This is a genomic window from Streptomyces sp. ERV7 (assembly GCF_001653515.1).
Classification (GTDB): domain Bacteria; phylum Actinomycetota; class Actinomycetes; order Streptomycetales; family Streptomycetaceae; genus Streptomyces.
In genome coordinates this window covers 233,535-251,229 of record NZ_LYOY01000040.1, presented here as the reverse complement: position 1 = coordinate 251,229, position 17,695 = coordinate 233,535, and the positions used below count along the sequence as shown (strand labels likewise).

General features: G+C 69.4%; 14 protein-coding genes. 5 read left to right on the top strand and 9 right to left on the bottom strand.

Features of this window, described 5'->3' with window-relative positions; translation table 11 throughout:
• Positions 1-114: 114 nt before the first annotated feature.
• The gene (locus A8W25_RS15660; protein WP_067161920.1) at positions 115-492 is read right to left on the bottom strand and encodes a MerR family DNA-binding transcriptional regulator; all 378 of its coding nucleotides are present in this window, start codon (positions 490-492) and stop codon (positions 115-117) included.
• 75 nt (positions 493-567) lie between these two features.
• Between A8W25_RS15660 and A8W25_RS15655 the strand changes: the two genes are divergently transcribed.
• Positions 568-1,296 carry an SDR family oxidoreductase gene (locus tag A8W25_RS15655; protein WP_067161917.1) on the top strand — a complete coding sequence of 243 codons (729 nt, stop codon included), beginning with the start codon at positions 568-570 and terminating at the stop codon, positions 1,294-1,296.
• Between the two features lie 145 nt (positions 1,297-1,441).
• Here the strand turns inward: A8W25_RS15655 and A8W25_RS15650 are convergent, their stop codons facing one another.
• On the bottom strand, positions 1,442-2,305 hold the full coding sequence (locus tag A8W25_RS15650; protein WP_067161915.1) for an SAM-dependent methyltransferase: 864 nt from the start codon (positions 2,303-2,305) through the stop codon (positions 1,442-1,444).
• Positions 2,306-2,986: 681 nt separating this feature from the next.
• Between A8W25_RS15650 and A8W25_RS15645 the strand changes: the two genes are divergently transcribed.
• Both A8W25_RS15645 and A8W25_RS33455 read left to right on the top strand, forming a co-directional pair.
• A complete protein-coding gene (locus A8W25_RS15645; RefSeq protein ID WP_067161912.1) occupies positions 2,987-4,159 on the top strand; it encodes a hypothetical protein in 1,173 nt (390 codons plus the stop codon).
• Positions 4,160-5,027: 868 nt separating this feature from the next.
• On the top strand, positions 5,028-7,178 hold the full coding sequence (locus tag A8W25_RS33455) for an NACHT domain-containing protein (RefSeq protein WP_158942562.1): 2,151 nt from the start codon (positions 5,028-5,030) through the stop codon (positions 7,176-7,178).
• Positions 7,179-7,519: 341 nt separating this feature from the next.
• On the opposite strand, the gene A8W25_RS15630 is transcribed toward A8W25_RS33455, so the two are convergent.
• Positions 7,520-7,843: a hypothetical protein gene (locus A8W25_RS15630; RefSeq protein ID WP_158942560.1), complete on the bottom strand. Its 324-nt coding sequence runs from the start codon at positions 7,841-7,843 to the stop codon at positions 7,520-7,522.
• Between the two features lie 335 nt (positions 7,844-8,178).
• Here A8W25_RS15630 and A8W25_RS15625 point away from each other — a divergent pair, with 335 nt between their 5' ends.
• The gene (locus A8W25_RS15625) at positions 8,179-9,141 is read left to right on the top strand and encodes a DUF4344 domain-containing metallopeptidase (RefSeq protein ID WP_067161901.1); all 963 of its coding nucleotides are present in this window, start codon (positions 8,179-8,181) and stop codon (positions 9,139-9,141) included.
• Here A8W25_RS15625 and A8W25_RS15620 read toward each other — a convergent pair.
• A complete protein-coding gene (locus A8W25_RS15620; RefSeq protein ID WP_067161899.1) occupies positions 9,125-9,787 on the bottom strand; it encodes an O-methyltransferase in 663 nt (220 codons plus the stop codon). The genes A8W25_RS15625 and A8W25_RS15620 overlap by 17 nt on opposite strands.
• 61 nt (positions 9,788-9,848) lie before the next feature.
• On the opposite strand from A8W25_RS15620, the gene A8W25_RS15615 reads away from it, so the two are divergent.
• Entirely contained in the window at positions 9,849-10,514 is a 666-nt protein-coding gene (locus A8W25_RS15615) for a TetR/AcrR family transcriptional regulator (protein ID WP_324616220.1), read from the top strand.
• 102 nt (positions 10,515-10,616) lie between these two features.
• On the opposite strand, the gene A8W25_RS15610 is transcribed toward A8W25_RS15615, so the two are convergent.
• The 5 genes from A8W25_RS15610 to A8W25_RS15590 form a co-directional block, all read right to left on the bottom strand.
• Positions 10,617-11,330 (bottom strand): alpha/beta fold hydrolase, encoded by a 714-nt coding sequence (locus tag A8W25_RS15610; RefSeq protein WP_067161894.1) that lies wholly within the window; start codon positions 11,328-11,330, stop codon positions 10,617-10,619.
• Between the two features lie 181 nt (positions 11,331-11,511).
• Positions 11,512-12,411 carry a helix-turn-helix domain-containing protein gene (locus A8W25_RS15605; RefSeq protein ID WP_067161891.1) on the bottom strand — a complete coding sequence of 300 codons (900 nt, stop codon included), beginning with the start codon at positions 12,409-12,411 and terminating at the stop codon, positions 11,512-11,514.
• A 41-nt stretch (positions 12,412-12,452) separates the two neighbouring features.
• Positions 12,453-13,304, bottom strand: a complete 852-nt coding sequence (locus A8W25_RS15600; protein ID WP_067161889.1) for an alpha/beta fold hydrolase — start codon at positions 13,302-13,304, stop codon at positions 12,453-12,455.
• A 137-nt stretch (positions 13,305-13,441) separates the two neighbouring features.
• Complete coding sequence (locus A8W25_RS15595; protein ID WP_067161887.1) at positions 13,442-14,689, bottom strand: PucR family transcriptional regulator; 1,248 nt, start codon at positions 14,687-14,689, stop codon at positions 13,442-13,444.
• A gap of 136 nt (positions 14,690-14,825) precedes the next feature.
• Positions 14,826-17,660, bottom strand: a complete 2,835-nt coding sequence (locus A8W25_RS15590; protein ID WP_324616219.1) for a helix-turn-helix transcriptional regulator — start codon at positions 17,658-17,660, stop codon at positions 14,826-14,828.
• Positions 17,661-17,695 lie beyond the last annotated feature (35 nt).

Genomic DNA, 17,695 nt, shown 5'->3' with positions numbered 1-17,695 from the left:
TCCAGATGACGTGAGTCAGATGAACCAACCGCCACCCTGCGCGCCGGCCAGGCCGTAGATCGCCGGTGTGACGTCCGACCGACCGCACCTACGGGTGCGTGTCCGTGATCGCGTCTACGGGTGCGTGTCCGTGATCGCGATGACCTCGTCGAGGCGGTCCAGGGCAGCCTGCAGGTCATCGGCCTTGGCCTGGATCCGGTCGCGCTCGGCGCGCAGCATGGCTCGTTGCTCGGCGTCGGTGTGCCCGGAGTCCCAGCACGGAAGGAGCTCGGTGATCCTTTTGCTGGTCAGGCCTGCGGCGTACATCTGCTGGAAGAAACGGATGAGGGGGATGGCGTCCTGCCGGTAGAGGCGCTGGCCGGATGGGCTGCGCTCTGCGGTGAGCAGCCCCTGCTGCTCGTAGTAGCGCACGGCGCGTACCGAGACGCCGGCACCCCGCGCCACCTCACCGATGCGGATGAGCCGCTCGGGTGCGGCCTCTGTGACGGTCATGGTGATTCCTCTCACCCCGGCCCTGACGACCAGGACTTGCCTCTGACGTCAACGTCAGGTTTTAGCGTACCGGGCATGGACATCAACAACTCAGTTGCCCTTGTCACCGGAGCCAACCGCGGCCTGGGCCGCGCCTTCGCCCAGCGCCTGCTCGAACGGGGCGCCCGCAAGGTCTACGCGACGGCCCGCCGACCTGAGACCGTGGACCTGCCCGGGGTCGAGGTGCTGCCCCTCGACATCACCGATCCCGCATCCGTGAGGGCCGCCGCCGAGGCCGCCCCGGACGTCTCGCTGCTCATCAACAACGCCGGGATCCAGACGGGGACCGACCTGGTGACCGGTTCGCTGGACGCGGTGCGGCACGAACTGGAGACCAACGTGTTCGGCCACCTGGCGATGATCCGGCAGTTCGCGCCGACGCTCGCCCGGAACGGCGGGGGCGCGATCGTCAACGTCCTCTCCGCCATGTCGTGGTTCGGAGGCAAAGGCGCCAATGCCTACCACCTGACCAAGGCCGCCGCCTGGGCCATGACCAACGGCGTCCGCCTGGAACTCGCCGAGCAGGGCACGCTCGTGACAGCCGTGCACCTCGGCCTGGCCGACACCGACATGGCCGCAGGCTGGCCCGTGGACAAGATCGCGCCGTCGGACCTGGCCGACGCGGCGCTCGACGGTGTCCAGGCGGGCTCCGCCGAGGTCCTCGCCGACCAGTGGAGCCGCAACGTCAAGTCCCGGCTGCCGCTGACGCCGGAAGAGTTCAACGCCGCGATGGACCGCGCCCTGGCAGAGCTGACAGCAGCCTGAAGGGCCCAACGGGCAGCAGGGGGCGAGGAGCTGGCCGGCCTCGCCCCGGCTCCAGCGCCACTCGCCCCCGCTTCTCCCCGTGGAAGCGCGTCAACGCGGGTCATGCCGCCCAGAGCGCCGCGTTAAAACCCTCGCAGAGGTGGCTTCAGCCGGCCGGGTCGGTCTGCGCACGCTCCGCCAACGTGCCGGTCGCCACCCAGCAGGCGGGCAGACGGGAGACAGTGCGTCCGTGCCCGATACGGGGGTCGGCTCCGCTGTAGACCTCAGCATGCCAACCGTGGCCTGCCAGCCATGACTGCAGATCGTCCCGGGCGGACAGCCAGCGAGCCCCCTGCGACGCGAGCCGTTCACGGGAGGGTTTGCCCTCCTCCCCCAGCATCGCCGCCTCCAACTGTTCCAGCATGATCCGACTGCCCGGCGCGGACAGCGCGGACAGCTCGCCAAGCAGGGCATCCCCCGCTTCGTCGGAGAGGTACATCAACAGGCCCTCCACCAGCCAGGCGGTCGGCCGGGACGAGTCGAAGCCCGCTTCGCGCAGCGCGTCGGGCCAGTTGGCGGTCAAGTCCGCGGCGACTGAGCGGCGTTCGCAGGTGGTGGCCAGTCCCGAGCGGGCGATCAGCTCGTCGGTGAAGGCCGTCATGTCCGGCAGGTCGAGCTCATACCACTGTGTTCCGGGCGGGCAGTCCAACCGGACGGTCCGTCCATCCACTCCAGCAGCCAGAGTGACGACTTGGCGGACCCCGGCGTGCATCGCGCTCATCAGCTCGTCGTCGAAGAACCGGGTACGTACCGCGAAGTACGCGGGGTATTCGCGCGTGCTGCTGCTCGCCCGGGCGACCATGCCGGACACCTCGGTGAAGGACGGGTCTTCGGCAATGACCCTCAACAGCACGTCGGCGAAAGGGTCTTGGAACAGAGCGTCGGGTCTCTGGCTCTCCATCTGTCGCATCCAGGCGACGACCAGCGCCGTCTGCCCGACGCCTTTGGGGACCTGCAAACCGTCGATCATCGAGATTCTCCTCAGTGAGGGGGTGGGGATGGCGGGTGGAGTCCCTGCTTCCGGCCCCGGGGCGGCGGAGAAGTACCGGCACATCAGTGCCCCGGACGCGCGCGTATCAGTCGGAACCTCCGCAAGGAGCGAGGAACTCACAGGCGAGGCGATTATCACTGGCGTGAGTCCCCGTGATCACCAACTCCACCGAAATCGCAGACTCTTTGTCACCACGGCCACCGGCCACGCCCCACCCAAAAACACGCGACACGACCACATCACCCCACACCGTCCGCCCGGTGGCAGTGGCCAGAGTGTAGGGATACGAGGGGTGTCGTTTCGTCTCAACGACCTCGGGGCGCGGCAGCACGAGCATGGTGTTGGGGTGCAGCCGCAGCGGATGCCGGAACTCGACTCACTCGCCCGGTCAACCGCTGCCCGAGACGCAGGCCGTGCCGGATGCGGTCCCACTCCTCGTCGCACACCACGGAGCGCATCCTCGCAGCCGGGGCGAGCCGGGGTGCTGTGTGCGGCGCGGGAGGTATTCGGCTCCCCGCTTGTGGATTCGGAACGAAAGCATGTCCATCATGACAGGTCAACGCCGTTTTTCGTAGGACGGAACGCACAGTTCGCGAGGCTTGTCCGGTCCGTTCCCCGCCTCTCAGAATCTCCTTCGTGCGTTATCCGGAGACAGGGGGAATGGTGACGATCGATCACGACGCGGTGCTTCGGGCCCGCGTGCTGCTACTGGGGTCCGGCCGGCCGAGCCGGGCCGAACTGGTCGGCGCGTACCGGGTTCTGGCCGAGGTGAGTCCGAAGGCGTACCTACCGAAGTTGGTCGACGCCCTGCTCGCGCTGTACTACGCGAGCCGGGACCCGAAGGTGGACCTCGGGCTGGCCGCCGAGGCTTCCCGGGCCGCTCGCAGGATGGAGGTGGGGGCGCCGAACCGGGCGGAACAGTTGCGCCGGGCCCTGGACGCCTACCAGGCTTCCTTGTTCGCCCTCGGGCGCAGGGCGGAAGGCCGCGCGATCTGTGAGGAGCTGGCCGAGGCCGGCCAAAGCGAGCCCCTGGCGAACGTACTGGCCGAGGAGGGACGCTTCAGGGAGGCCGCGGAGCTCGACGAAGAAGCCGCCAGGAACGGCATCCCGGATCACTCCTTCTGGAACAAGGTGCGGTGGGCGGCGAACCTGGAGGGCGCCGGGCTGCACGACGCCGCCTCGACCGTCTTCCGCGAGCTCCTTGAGGAGACCCGGCGCAAGGCAGCCGAACAGGACACCGCTCTGGCGATACTCACCTGGGAGTTGGTTCACTTCTCCCGGATGCGGGAGACCGTCGGAGATGGGGCGAGTGCTGCGGCCGCCCGGCGAGAGGCTCTGAGAGTCCTGGAGGAACTCGCGAACACGGGCGAGCCGAAGAACTGGAGCTGCATCCTCGGGTGGTGGAGGACGCTCTTCGTCCTGTCGGGGCGGGCAGCCGAACCCGCGGCGAGCCCCGAGTCCCCGATGCCGCCGTTCGGCACGGAGCTCGGATGGTCGCGCGACGTGCGGGACGGTTTTCTCGGCATGCTGCCGGGCCTCGAAGCGGAGGCGGCGAGACTGCGCGAGGCCGACCTGCTGCCCGAGTTGGTCGACGTCCAACGCAGAATCGGCATCCGCGCGGCCGTCCGCGAAGGCGACAACCCGTACCTGTTCGAGGAGCGGTTCACGCCACACTTCGACGAGGGGGTGACGCTCGCCCGCCGCCTGCCCGACAACCCCGCACGCCTCGCCCGGGCCCTCGCCGACCGGTCGATGTTCCTCGTCGCGGCACGATCCTTCCAACCCGCACATGCCGACTTCGCCGAAGCGGTCGCCCTTCTCCACGACCGCTGATCGCGCCGCCTGGTCGCTGCGTCCCCGTGCCGGGGCACGGGGACGCGGGCCAGGCTGTCGTGGCGGCCCGCGTCGGCGGGCCCTGCACGGTCACGGACACGCAGGGGGCGCGCACTCGGGCGTGGCCGCCCTGCTCCACTCCGCCGACGGTGGTGGCGGTGTCTTCGTCAAGGGCCTGCCCGCCGAGTGCGACTACGCGGACGACCTCGACACCGAGCGGCGCGTCAACCCGTACCTGCCCACCTCGGCCCCCCAGCTGCGGTGGCAGGTCGAGGCGAGGGGGCTGGCGGCTGCTCGGCTTGAACGCCATCGCCGGACGGCAAACAGACCTCGCTCCCGGCTCCCGCGACCTGGACCTGGACCTGGACCTGGACCTCATCGTGGACGTACTGACGGAGACCGGCACCACCCTGGCCCCCGACATCGGGCTACTGACCGCGTGGGACCGGTGTGGGTGGATGCAGCGCTGTGGTCCATGCGGCTCATCTCCGACGGCGGCCACACCCCCGAACAAGCCCGCGACCGGGCGGCACAGGCCCCGGCGTTCGCCACACCGTCCCCCAAGGCGCTCCGCATCCTGGCCCACGCCGAAGCCCACCGCTGGGAAGACCTTCGCAACGACGGGTCCCCGGCATCGAGTCAGTCACCGAAGCAGCCCGCATCTGGGCGAACTTCTGGGCGTAGTCAGGCAGGACACCCGCGCGTTGTCCCCCAGGGAGACTCCCAGGTGGCTGGCCGCCGGGAGGGCCATTGCGCCATCTCCCCCTATCTTCCGTCGGGTACGTGGAAAACTCGTCCTGGCGAACCGACTTCGGGGATGGGGGCGGCCGTGAGGGCTGGCGGGCGGTTCCTCGCGGGATGTACGGCCGTGGTAGCGGTGCTGTTCGGCCTCGTCGGGAGCATTGCGACGAGCAACCTTCCGAGGGCCGCAGAACCCTACCTGTTTCTGGCCTGGCCTCTTACTGGATTGTTCGGCATCCTCAGCATAGTTCTGGCGTTCGTCTCCGTCTCTTCCCAGGAAGGAACGGGGACTGAGCGTTCAGCTCGACTCCACTACGTGACGGTTTTGAACCAGGTGGACGCTCTGATCGCGCAACGCCTGCGCATATCGCTCCGAGAGCTGGTGCGGATCGAACTTGATCTGGTTACCCTTGCCGATGATCCAGCTCTGCGCCCGGAGGTGCTCCTGAGGCGAGAAGGCCGGGACGGAACTCCGCTTCCTGGCGGCGTCATCGAAGCGTGGCGAGAGTCCCAGCATTCTCTCCTCCTGTTGGGCGCCCCAGGTGCCGGCAAGAGCACCATGCTGCTGGAACTGGCCTCTGCTCTCTCGGCCGCCGCCCACACCTCACTCACGGCACCTACTAATCGCGACGAGAGCTCGCCGGCCGAGGCGAAACCGATTCCGATCGTGGTGGACCTCACCGACTGGCGCCCACCGCGTCTGCGGCAAGGGAGACGTCATTTCGTCGGCCGCCGTCACCATGGGGAGACAGCGGTCCCCGCGGAGCGGGATCCGCTGAAGTGGCTGGTCACCTGGCTCCGCGTGCGCTACAGGATCCGGCAGGGAGTAGCCCGTCAATGGCTGGAGAACGACGGTTTGGCCCTCCTGTTCGATGGTCTTGACGAGGTACCCGATCAGCACCGCGCGGCTTGCGTCAGCTGGCTCAACGCTCTGTGCGACAGACGCGAGACCGTCCCGATCACCATCGTGAGCCGCACGAACGAATTCATCCGCCTCCAGCGACCACTGCGCCACATCGTGACAGTGGCGGAGATCCAGCCACTGACCCGCGAGAAGGTCGAGTCCTACCTGGTTGGTGCGGGGGCCACGGCGGAACCGATTTCGGCCGCCCTCCGTGCCGATCCAAGGCTCTGGGAACTGCTCAACGCCCCGATCTGGCTGTTGATCATCACGTTGACCCGCCGAGGGGCTGCCGTAAGACGGACTGCCCACTCCGTCGAGGCGGGGAGACAGCGGCTCCTTGATAATTTCGTAGCGGCGGTCGTGCACCGGCGGCGCCCGGCCGACCGGTTCTCGCCCGACCAGACAGTCCGCTGGTTGGCACAACTGGCCCGACTCAGCCAATGGGATCTCAGGCTCAGCCGCTTGTTCCTGAGGTCTCGCAACGCAGACGATGCCTGGGTGTCCACTGGGGTGGCGGCGGTGAACACAGTCGCTGCGGGGGCCCTGTCTCTTCCCCTCACTCGCTCCTACGGGCTGGTCACCACACTCTGCCTCGGCGTACTCCCGCTGAGCTTTCTCCTGTACCGATCAGCAAGGGTGGAAGACAGCCCGATCGTCTTCTCCGGTATCGGTGTGGCGTTCGGTCTGCTCATCGTCCATGTCGAGCAGGCAGCCATCCCATGGTTCCGAGACGGTTTCCGTTCGATGTCCGTGGGCTGGATGATGAAGTACGAGCAGGGCGGCGATCCCATGACCGGTGTCGGCGGTCAGGTAGTGGATCTCCATAAGTGGATTACGGACGACCAGTTCAGAGACTTCATGACTGTATTCGCCCCCGGAGTGATCGCCGTAATGGTCACGTACGCCTGCTTCTTCTGGGGAAGTATGGATCTGGACGCCGAATCCGGTCGGAATTTCCTCGTCTGTCCCCTCATCTTGGCAGCACCATTCGTCATCGCACTGACCGACCATGCACCTGTCGCGGGACCGTTCCGTGGATACTGGGAGGCAGGACTCGCCACGGCGGTCCCCACTCTGATCGTCGGTGCGATCCTTGCCCTTCCGCTCCTGGTCCTACGGTTTCCCCTGAAACCGGCAACCGCCCACCTCGGCTACGCGGTGACGGGGTTCATCACCTTTGGCCGACATGTTGCCCGGGGCCGTACCCCACTGCGGTTGCGCCGCTTTCTCCGCCAGGCCACAGACCACCACCTGCTGATCCGCGATCACGAGGGTTACCGTTTCCCCCACGCCCTTTTCCGCGACTACTTCGCCCGACTCGACCCGGGCACCGCCACCGCCCCACCAGAGATCCGCGATGACAACGCGGCCTGATCGCCCCGGGGTCAATACCGAAGGGGTGTGGTTCTCCTCCGGTGAGCTCCTTCGAGCGGGGTCGTTGCTGATCGCGGAGGTTTGCCTGGTCGACAAGCTCGCCGGGCCGGGGATTGTTCGGCAGCCTGGTGTTCGCGTACCGAACAATCCCTCCGACCTGGGTGAACATGCACGAACCCGACCCTACTGAGGGCGGGCCGACGGCATGCGCGTCGGCCCGCCTCTCTCACGGGAAGCAACCGGTGCTCCCGGCAAGGTTGTTGCCCCACCGCATCCCTGTTCGCCGTCGATGCCGTGGCCGGTTTGCGGGTGCGGGCTGCGGTCCGGCCGGGACCGCGGGTTTAGCGGGTCTGGTAGTCGACCAGGGTAACGACGACTCGCTGGGCCGCGCCGCAGGCCACCTTCGACCAGCGGTTGATTCCTACCCACGGGCCGTACGCGTTGTAGGTGTTGCCGTTGATGCCGTCCTTGCAGGTGACCTTGACCCGCACCTGGCCGGTGCCGGTGCGGCAGATCGCCGTACCCGTGTTGCTGTCCGGACGTCCCACCTGACATGACCCCGGAGCGGCGCTGGCCGCGGTGGCGCCCGCGATGGGCGCGGCCACCGCGATGCCTGCGACCACCAGCGGTGCCATCGCGAGTGAAGCCAGCTTGTTCCTGTTCACGGCGTGTTCCCCCTTCGTCGCACCTGCCAGGCAGGCCCCGAGGGCCACCTGAGCAGGGGCTCTGGAAAACGGTCACGGGGAGGCTACCCAAAGGCGATTGACCATGTCCATGACCTCCCTGACAGGTGGTGGGTGTGACAGCGGCGCTCGCAATCCGTCCACCTGCGGCAACGCCCCAAGGCCGCCGACGGGGACGATCAAGAGAATCCCAAGAGCCTTCTCCTGGCGTAATGGGCGCGCGATTCCGGGCACCAGCGGATGCCCATCAACGCCGATGCGCAGAAGACCCGTTGGAGACGGCGGGATTAATGAACCCCGTGGCCCACACTGCATATATGGCACCACGAGGCATACGGCACGTCATCGCAGCAGGGCTGGGCGCGCTGGCCCTCCTGTCCTGCGGCACCACCGGGGGCAACGGCCCTGACCCCGATCACAAGCAGCCCGGTACCCGTGGAAGCAGCGGCGGCTTCACCACCCGCTATGAGGAACCCTCCCCCGCCGACCGGGCCCCTGCGTCCCTCCTGCGCAGCCGGAGACTGGTGGAAACCACCGCGGCGTCCCTCAACTCCCTGGTCGCTCCCGACCAGCAGATAACCGTCGTGGGCCGTTCCTGCGACGGCGAAGGATCCGCCTACGATCCTCAGACCCGCCGCATCGAGCTCTGCTACGACGACACCGCTGAGGACCGCGCACTCTTCCAGAACGCCGGACGACGCCGCCCCGGTGACGACGAAGCCGCCGCCGTCGCCACCGAGACCGTTTACCACGAAGCCGGCCACGCCCTCATCGACCTCCTGGAGCTGTCCCTCACCGACCGGCAAGAAGAAGACGCGGCCGACCAGTTCGCCGCTCTCATGCTGCTGCGTTCCGGCCCGACAGGCGAACGCCAGCTCCGCACCGCCGCCGAAGCCTACGAACTCTCCACCACCGCACCGGACACCACCGACAGCAGGGACGAACACGCCGGCAACGCACAGCGTGCCGCGAACCACCTCTGCTACCTCTACGGCTCAGCCCCCGCCCGCAACAAAGACCTCACGGCCACCGGCCGCATCCCCTCGCCACGCGCCACCGGCTGCGCCCGGGAATGGACCCAAGTCCACGCCGCCTGGATGACACGCCTGAAGCCCATCCTGCGCCCCCGAGAAGACATCTCCTTTGGTGGCTTGGGTGGTCCGCTTGGCGGGATCGTGAAGCCTCTTGCACCTAATGAGGTGCGGGTCAGTTTCAACAGGCAGGCCCTCACACCCCGTTCCGGCCCTCTGTCTGTCACCCCCCTCAAAGGCGACAGCTGATTTCCATGCCGTCTTCGACCGGGAAGGTGACGCTCTGGTACCCGTTCCGGGGGTCGCGTACGTAGTCGAGGCAGGGGGCCAGGGCCGGCAGGTCCACATCGTCGGTCACGACGAGGGTGCCCGGTGCGAGGCGCGGTTCGAGCAGGCGCAGCACGGGCAGGCACAGGTCCTTCCAGCCATCGAGCAGCAGGAAGTCCACCGTGCCGTCCACTGCGGCGAGGGTGTCACGGGCGTCGCCTTCGAGGACGGTGATCAGGTCGTCCAGACCGGTCTCGGCGAAGGTGCGGCGTGCGCCGGCGACCTTGTCCGCGCTCAGCTCCGAACTGATCACCCGGCCCGTGCCGTTGTCGCGTACCGCTGCGGCCAGGTGGAGTGTGGAGATTCCGAAGGACGTGCCGAACTCGACGACGGTTGCCGGGCGGGCGGCCCGGACCAAGTTGTAGAGGAGCTTCCCGCCCTCGGGCGAGATCGGCATGTACACCTCCGCGTTGGCGTCTGCCAGTTCCTGCGGGGTTACTCCGGTGAAACCGTCGGGCCGCGCGGCCCTGATCCGGTCGCTGGTGGCTTCGTCCTCCGCCGCCCGGGAGAACATCGCGTCGAGTGCGGAGGCTACGCGGGGGTCATGGAGCGTGCTGGTGTGTGTCATGAAACCTAGACTAGACGCACCGTTGCGTTGCGTCTAGAGGGCAGTGACTTACTCTTGCCCCGTGAAGGCAGACATGGATCGAGGAAACACGGTGGCCGAAGGCGCCGGAGCGGACCGGACGGCACGGCAGCACCACGGCAACCGGCACGGGCGGAGCGAGGCGGCGCGGCAGGCCGTGCTGGAGGCCGCTGACGGCCTCTTGGTGGAGAAGGGCTTCTCCGGCGTCACCATCGAGGGCATCGCCACCAGCGCCGGGGTCGCCAAGCAGACCATCTACCGCTGGTGGAAAACCAAGACCGACATCCTCCTGGACGCCTTCCTCCTGGACGCGACGGAGGCCCTGACCCCGCCCGATCACGGCGACCTGGCCAGTGATCTGGGCGCCCACCTGCACCAGCTGGCCCAGTTCCTCACCCGGTCCGACGCAGGCGCCGTCTTCACCGCACTGCTCGGCCACGCACAGCACGACCCCGCGTTCGCCGCCGTCTTGCGCGCCCGGTATCTCGACGAGCAGCGCCGCCGCGACCGGCTCCCCCTGGAAAACGCGGTACGACGCGGCGAACTCCCGGCAGACGTCGACACGGTGGCCGAGGTCGACCAGCTCGTGGGGCCGATCTACCACCGCGTCCTGGTCACCGGGGACCCCGTCGACCGGGCCTTCACCGACCTGCTCGTCGACAACTTCCTACGGCGTCACCTCATTCGGCAGGCCGGCGGTAACAGGTGAGGTGCAGGCGATACCGGCGAAGGCCAGGAAGTGGTCGGTCCGGCCCAGGGGTGGCGCACCCACCGACACGGCCCCGCCCCTCTCGTCCCGGTGGTAGGTCGATCAGCTCGTCGCCCGTACGGCATCTCTGATCAGAGCCGCGACCCGTGTGGGCTCGGACAGGATGACGGCATGGGAGGCGTGCGGAAGCTCGACGACCACGGCTCCCGCCCGTGCGGCGCCGAAGCGCTGGACCTCGGGGCTGATCGCCCGGTCCGCCCCGGCCACCAGGGCCCAGGACGGTTTCGTGCGCCACGCCGCCGCTGCCGCACCCTCGGTGAACGCGGCTGCGGCAAGGGGGCGTTGGGCCGCCGCCAGGACGCCGGCTACCTCCTCGGGCACATCCGCCGCGAAGACGCCGGGATAGGCCGCCTCCTCGATGGTGACCTCGACCCCGAAGTCGCCGTCGAGGAGCGGATACGTCCACTTCTTCAGGCTGCCCGTCAGCGGGGACTCGGGGAAGCCGCCCTGGAGTTCGCCGAGGGTCTCGCCCTCGTGGGGCACGTAGGCGGCCACGTAGACGAGTCCCACGACGTTCTCCGCGACGCCGGCCACGGTGATCAGCGCACCGCCGTACGAGTGGCCGACAAGGAGGGCCGGACCCTCGACCTGCGCCAGGATGGAGGCGAGGTAGGCGGCGTCCGACGTCAGGCCCCGCAGCGGGTTCGACGGAGCGATCACCGGGATTCCGCTGCTCCGCAGTTCCGAGATGACGCCTATCCAGCCTGTCGCGTCGGCGAAGGCACCGTGTACGAGAACGACGGTGGGGTTGGTCATGCGAGTTCTCTTCTCCCTGTCGGGCCACCATGTGAGGCGTCGTCACGACGGGCAGGGCGCGGCCCGGAAACCAGCAAGAAGTCCGTGCGACTAGTCACTCACAGTAGAGGTGGGCGAACGGCGCCTCTTGCCCATGCGCGCAACCGCGCTGTCATGACAGCGCACACGCGTCTCAGCGCCTTCACCCGTCCTGGGCACCGGCATGGGTCGGCGCGAAGGCCGAGGTCGCCAGCGCCTGCCATTGGCTGGGGCTCATGCCGTAGGCGCCGCGGAACGTACGGCTGAAGTGCGAGGGGCTGCTGAAGCCCCAGCGGTGCGCCACCGCCGCCATGGTGACTCTCCGGTGGGAGCGGCCCAGCTCGAACCGGCAGAATTCGAGCCTGCGCCGGCGTACCCACTGGCTCACCGTGCTGCCGTCGTTCTGGAACAGTTTCTGCAGGTACCGCACGGAGATGTGGTGGGCACGTGCGATCGACTCCGGTGACAGATCCGGGTCCAGCAGGTGTTCTTCGATGTAGGCGCGAATGCGCGACAGCATCTCGTTGCCGGCCCCCGACGCGTCGTCGGCCTCGTCCGTCGCGTCCGCTTCCAGGAGCTCCATGACCAGGACGGAAAGGAGGTGGACGGCCGTCCGGGCACGCCGGTCCCCGATCGTGGACCGGCGGAACTCCGCCGTGGCGGCGAGCGCGGTCAGGAAGTCGGACGCCAGCGCCCCGATCCCCTCCCCGCCGCGTACGGGTACGCCGAGCACCTGCTTCAGTTCCGCCTCCGTCACGCCCAGATAGCAGCGGGGTATCCGGAAGAAGATCATCTGGCAGTCTTCGTCGAACCGCAGCAGGTGCCGCCGGGCCGGGTCGCAGAAGACCAGGTCGTTCGGCTCCAGCAGGGTCGTGGCACGCTCGCGGACGACGGTGACGGAGCCACGGACGTGGACGCCGAGGTAGACGTGGCTCTGGTCGTCGGTGTCCGGCATCTCGGAAAGCATCTGGACCAGCCACCCCGAGCGGGAGGAGGACGAGGCCGGATCGGAAGGTTGCTGGGGCACCCGTTCGGGCGCAGGTGACATCAGGGTGAGACTCATGGGGATTCCTAGCCGTGGATTCGTGCGGAACAGGACGGGACTCACGCCCCGTTCGCCGGCTCCTCGGCCAGGAACTTCTCCACCACGGCGTTGAAGGCCGGCGGGTTCTCCAGGAAGGGGAAGTGCGAACTCGCCACGTCGGAGGCGAAGACGTGCAGGCGTGCGCCGGGAATCCGCCCGGCGACGAAGCGCTGCGAATCGGGGTGCACATGGCTTCCCTCGCAGCCGATCACCAGGGCCGGCACATCGATCCGGGGCAGCACGTCACGCCAGTCCTGTGCGCAGTGGTCGAATAGCAGCGGTACGCCCGCGTAGGCGGGTGTCGACGTGACCTCTGCGGCGACGAAGGCCAGCACGTCGGGGTCGGGCTCGCCGGAGAACATGCCGCGCACGAAGTCGGCGAGGACCGTGTCGCCCTCCGGCCCCGCCAGCGCCGCGCCCAGGTACAACAGCCCCGACACGTCGAAGATGGCGCCGCAGTCACGCTGTTCCCGCTCGGTCATCCAGGGCACGGCGGCGACCGCCGCGGGCTGGTCGACGGCGACGAAGCGCCGGATTCGTCCGGTCCCATACTGGTCGATGAAGCTCCACCACACCGAGACGCCCATGGACCAGCCCAGTGCGTCGAAACGGGCCAGCCCGAGGTGGTCGACGAGTTCGAGCACATCGCGCGAGAGCCGGGCGATGCGGTAGCCGTGACGTGGTTTGCCGGACTTCCCGTGGCCGCGGAAGTCGACGGTGACGACGCGACGGCCGGGCGCCAGCCCCTCGATCTGGTGGCGGAACATCGCCTGCGTCTGCCCCCAGCCGTGCAGCATCACCAGCGGAACGCCGTCGCCGCCGGTGTCCTGGTAGGCGAGCCGTGCGCCGTCCGTCGTGATCAGTTCTTTCATGACCTCTCCCCTGGTCAGAGGCGGTATGTCGTTCCCGCCATCCCGGACATCATCGAATTTGGCTCGCCACCCGCACCACCGCGAGCTGTAGGAATCGGGCCGTGGATCCTCCTCGCTTTGTCGAAGCGAGGACGCGCTCAGGCGGCCCGGCCGTCGCCCGGGGCGAGGAGTTCCTCGATCCGCAGGCCGAGGTGCAGAGTGAGCCGGTGGGCGCCGTCGTCGAGGTCGAGTCCGGTGATCTCCTGGATCTGGCGCAGGCGGTAGTAGAGCGAGGTGCGGTGGATGCCCAGCGTCTCCGCGGTCCTGGGGATCGATCCCGCGTGTTCGAGGAAGCAGCGCAGGGTGTCCCGCAGGCGGTCGCCGCCATGAGCCTCGCTCAGGAGGCGGAGCGGCTTGGGGACCAGGGACGTGGTCAGGGCGTGCTCGGGGAGCTGCAGCAGCACGGCGCGCTCCCCCAGGAGTTCCCAGTCGCCGGCACTGTTCAGGGAGGGCAGCCGGCGGGCGGCGCGGGCTGCCACGAGAGCCTGTTCGTACGACGTCCACGCGTCGTCCAGGCCGGTGTGCCGGCCACCGACGCCGATCACGGGGTCCGCCGACGGGTCCAGGAAGGTGCGCAGTTCGTCGAGGATGCGAGCGGACTGGGCGGCGACCTCGTCCAAGCCCGGCGGCCGGTCACGGAGTTGGAGCAGTATCGCCCGTTCCTTGCCGATCGCGATGAGGCCCTGGGCGGAGCGTGTCTGGCGGAACCCCTCCAACGCCGCCCACAAGGCGGCCTCGGACTGCCGCACGAGTTCGGTCGCGCAGCTCAGCTGGACGACGGTGACCAGGACGTGCTCCGCCGCCCCGAGCAGCCCGAGTTCCTTGCCGCGCCGACGCGCGGTGGTGCGTGCGGCGACGTCGGCGCCGACGAGTGCGAGGGCCAGGTCCCGCTCGTCCGTCTTGCGGTTGTCGGCGGCGATGTGCTCTCCGTACATCTGGGCGGCCATGGCCTCCGCGGCTTCGGCGATGGCAGCGGTCTCCTTCTCCCGCAGCGTCTTCTCGGGCGCGACCACCACGAGCAGCCCGAGGAGATGCCCGCGCCGGCGCAGCGGCGCGACGTAGCGGGGAAGCAGTCCGAGGTCGTCACGGCCGTCGATGAAACCGGGCCTGGACCACTGGGCGACGCCCTGGGCGAGGACGTGGCGGATGGCCGCGTTGTCGGCGCGGCCCTGCAACAGGGTGGTGATGCGTACCGGGTCCTCGTCGCCGAAGTGGCGGCTGGTGCAGATCATGCGGACCAGCGGGTCGTCGACGGCGACGGACCGGCCAAGCCGCTCCGCGAGCTCGTCGACAAGCGCCTGGAGCTCAGGGCTGCCAGGGCGGGCTCGCTCGAGCCTTGCGGTCATGCGCTGTTCCTCTTTCGACCAAAGGTTCCTGCGGACTCCTCCGTTCCGCAGTTATTGATCATTTTGAGGAAGCGGCAACGCCGGCACATCACACGAATCGTCCATTGCCACAGCACCCTCATGGGATACGAAGCAACTACTCTCCGCTGTCACGATGCATGACCAGCCGCGCCAGCTCCAGGCGCGACGCGACGTCGAGCTTGGTGAAGGCCCGGCGCAGGTGCGAACTCACCGTGTGCGGCGACAGGGAGAGGTCCTCGGCCACCTGTCGATTCGTCAGCCCTCGGGCCACGAGCCGTACGACCCGTATCTCCGCGACCGTCAGCTCGGGCCATGCACCGTCGAGTCCGGCCGTCGAGGGCCGGCGGCGGACACCGGCGGCCCGCAGCCGCCGGCGCACGCGTACGACGTCCCGCTCGGCCCCCGCTCGCACATACAGCGTGAGGGCCGTGTCGAAGTACGGCACCGCCTCGGACCTGTGGGTGGCCGCCAGCTTGCGTCCGGCGTCCTCCAGGGCCGAGGCCCGGGCCAACACCCGAGGGCAGTCCTCGTACAGCCGCACGGCGCGTACGAGAGGGGCGAGGTCGTTGTCGAGGAGGCCCCGGGCGTGCGCGGCAGTGGCGGCGAGGAACGCGAGGTCGGGGTTGAGCACGGCGCGCCGCTCAGCCAGGGCGACCGCCTGCGCGGCCCGTTCGTGCGCGCCGGCGCGCAGCGCCAGACGGACGAGCACTGGGGCGTCGGCAGGGTCGACCAAGCCGGCGTAGGCGGGCCGGTCCGCGGCGGGCGACGTCATCACCTCGTCGAGTTCGGCCATGGCACGGTCGGGCCGGCCCTCGAAGTCGGCCATCAGTGCCAGCATCCAGGAGCCGAAGTGCCGCACGACGGGGGCGCCGTCGCTCCGCATGCGCCTCGCCTTTGCCGCGTACGCTCGTGCGGCCGACTGGTCGTTGGTATGGAGGGCGACGCGCATCATCACGTACCGGCCCGTGACGTCGGCGAAGTTGCCCGGGCCGGGATCGTCGGTCGCCTCGGACGCGGCTTCGGCGTCGGCCCGGGCGTCCGTCAGCCGTCCGGCTTCCAGAAGGACGCGGGAGCGGGTCATGAGCCACATACGGGTGGCGGCCGTCCGGCCCTGCTCCCTGGTGATCCGGATGCCCTCCTCCGCGGCGGCGAGCGCCTGCGCGGTGCGTCCGGTGGTGTGCGACAGGAGAGCGTGCCACAACGCCTCCGGCACCCACAGCGAGGTGCTGACGCCCAGGGCGTCGGCCAGCGCGGCGGACCGCTCGGCCTGCCGGAACGCCTCGCTCAGGTCCATGCGGTGGAAACTGACGGCCGAGCGGACCGTCGTCAGCGTGGCCTCGGCGGTACGGTCCCCCGCTGCCGCCGCGCTCTCCCACGCCTGGGCGGCGACCTGCTCGGCTGCCGCGTGCTCGCCCGACATCGACAGGCCGACAGCGAGCATGGCGAGCAGCTGTCCCCGCGCGGCCACGGAGATCCCGGGCAGTGCCGCCCCGGCGCGGGCCTGCCGCACCGCCTCGCAGAAGTCGAACGGTACGGCCAGGCGTGCCAGGGCGAGGCGTATGCGCGCCTCGTCCTCGGGCCCGAGACCGCCGGCCGCCAGGGCGGAGGATCCCAGCTCACGCGCCTGGGCGGCCCGGCCCGTCTGCCAGAGCAGCGGGATCGTCTCGGCGATGATCCGCGGCCGCTCCACAGCGTCGGCCGCGGTGAGTTCCAGGGCCTTGAGGCTGCGGTCCGCGGCCGGTCCGGGAGCGGTGGCCGCGAGTTCCCTCGCGGCGGCGCGAAGCCGCTCGACCTCCGCGGCGGCGTCTCCTGGGCCCGCTGTCCCCGCCGACGGCCCCGGACGATCTACGGGAAGGGCCGCGCTTCCCGGCGGCAGCCCGGCGGCCTGACGGCGAAGGGCCTGACGCAGCGACAGGGGGAGCCCGGCTTCGACCGCCTCACGGATCAGGTCGTGGCGGAATACGAGGCGATCGCCGCTCTCGGCGAGCAGATCGGCGTCGAGGGATTCCCGTACCGCTGTGATGAGCGCCGCCGAGGACCTGCCGAGCAGTTCGGCCAGCAGCGCCACGGTGACCGGGCCGCCCACGGCGGCCGCCGTCCGCACCAGCTCCCGTGCCTCACTGGACAACTGGTCGAGGCGGCGCACGACCGAGGGGAGTTCCCGTGGGGCGGGAACTCCGGCCGAGAGCCTGGCCGTTCCGTCGTCGATCGTCACCGCCTCCTCGGTCAGCGAGCCGAGCAGCTCGACCAGCAGCTGTGGCACCCCCTGGGCGCGGTGGGCGAGACGGAGGACATCCGGGCCGGCGGGGGCGCCCAGGACGTCCTCGGTGATCCGTGCGATTGCCCGGTCCCCCAGCGCTCCGAGGACCAGCTCGTGTGCGCCCGCCTGACGGATCCTGTCCAGGGTCGTGCGCACTCCCGGCGCCACGCTGCCGCCGCGCACCGCGACCAGCCACAGGATCGGGTGTGCCGAGAGTCCCGCCGCGAGGGTGTGGAAGCTGAGAAGGGTCAGGTCGTCGCACCACTGGAGGTCGTCGAGGACGACGAGCAGGGGTCCCCTGCGCGCCGCCTCCCGCAGGCGCTCCCCCATCTCCTGAAGCAGCCAGAACCGCTGGCCGGGTGTCGTGGCGAGATCCCGCAGACGCTGAGCGCCCGGCAGCGGTTCCTCGCCGGCGAGTACGCCTTCGAGGAGCGGGCCGAGCGGTACGAACTGCTGGTCGGGGTCCGCCGCCCCCTCGAACACGCGTATCCCGCGCCGCCTCGCGGCCGCTGCGGCCTCCGCGAGGATCCGGGACCTGCCGATGCCGGCGGGACCCCCGACGCGGACGATCCCGCCTTCGCCCCGGCCGAGCGCATCGAGCCGGGCCTCGATGAACGCCAGTTCGGTGGCCCTGCCGCGCAGGGGTATCCGTGGGCCGCCGGGCTCCTCGCGAGCGGTCCTCGTCGTCACTTGGTTCACGCTCATTCCGACGGCCTGGGCCGCAC

Excerpts from the sequence above, each read along its gene's own strand:
- A8W25_RS15625 (WP_067161901.1), top strand. The coding sequence starts at position 8,179 with ATGGCACCACGAGGCATACGGCACGTCATCGCAGCAGGGCTGGGCGCG.
- A8W25_RS15605 (WP_067161891.1), bottom strand. The coding sequence starts at position 12,411 with ATGAGTCTCACCCTGATGTCACCTGCGCCCGAACGGGTGCCCCAGCAA.
- A8W25_RS15645 (WP_067161912.1), top strand. The coding sequence starts at position 2,987 with ATGGTGACGATCGATCACGACGCGGTGCTTCGGGCCCGCGTGCTGCTA.
- A8W25_RS15655 (WP_067161917.1), top strand. The coding sequence starts at position 568 with ATGGACATCAACAACTCAGTTGCCCTTGTCACCGGAGCCAACCGCGGC.
- A8W25_RS15660 (WP_067161920.1), bottom strand. The coding sequence starts at position 492 with ATGACCGTCACAGAGGCCGCACCCGAGCGGCTCATCCGCATCGGTGAG.
- A8W25_RS15620 (WP_067161899.1), bottom strand. The coding sequence starts at position 9,787 with ATGACACACACCAGCACGCTCCATGACCCCCGCGTAGCCTCCGCACTC.
- A8W25_RS15600 (WP_067161889.1), bottom strand. The coding sequence starts at position 13,304 with ATGAAAGAACTGATCACGACGGACGGCGCACGGCTCGCCTACCAGGAC.
- A8W25_RS15650 (WP_067161915.1), bottom strand. The coding sequence starts at position 2,305 with ATGATCGACGGTTTGCAGGTCCCCAAAGGCGTCGGGCAGACGGCGCTG.
- A8W25_RS15610 (WP_067161894.1), bottom strand. The coding sequence starts at position 11,330 with ATGACCAACCCCACCGTCGTTCTCGTACACGGTGCCTTCGCCGACGCG.
- A8W25_RS15595 (WP_067161887.1), bottom strand. The coding sequence starts at position 14,689 with ATGACCGCAAGGCTCGAGCGAGCCCGCCCTGGCAGCCCTGAGCTCCAG.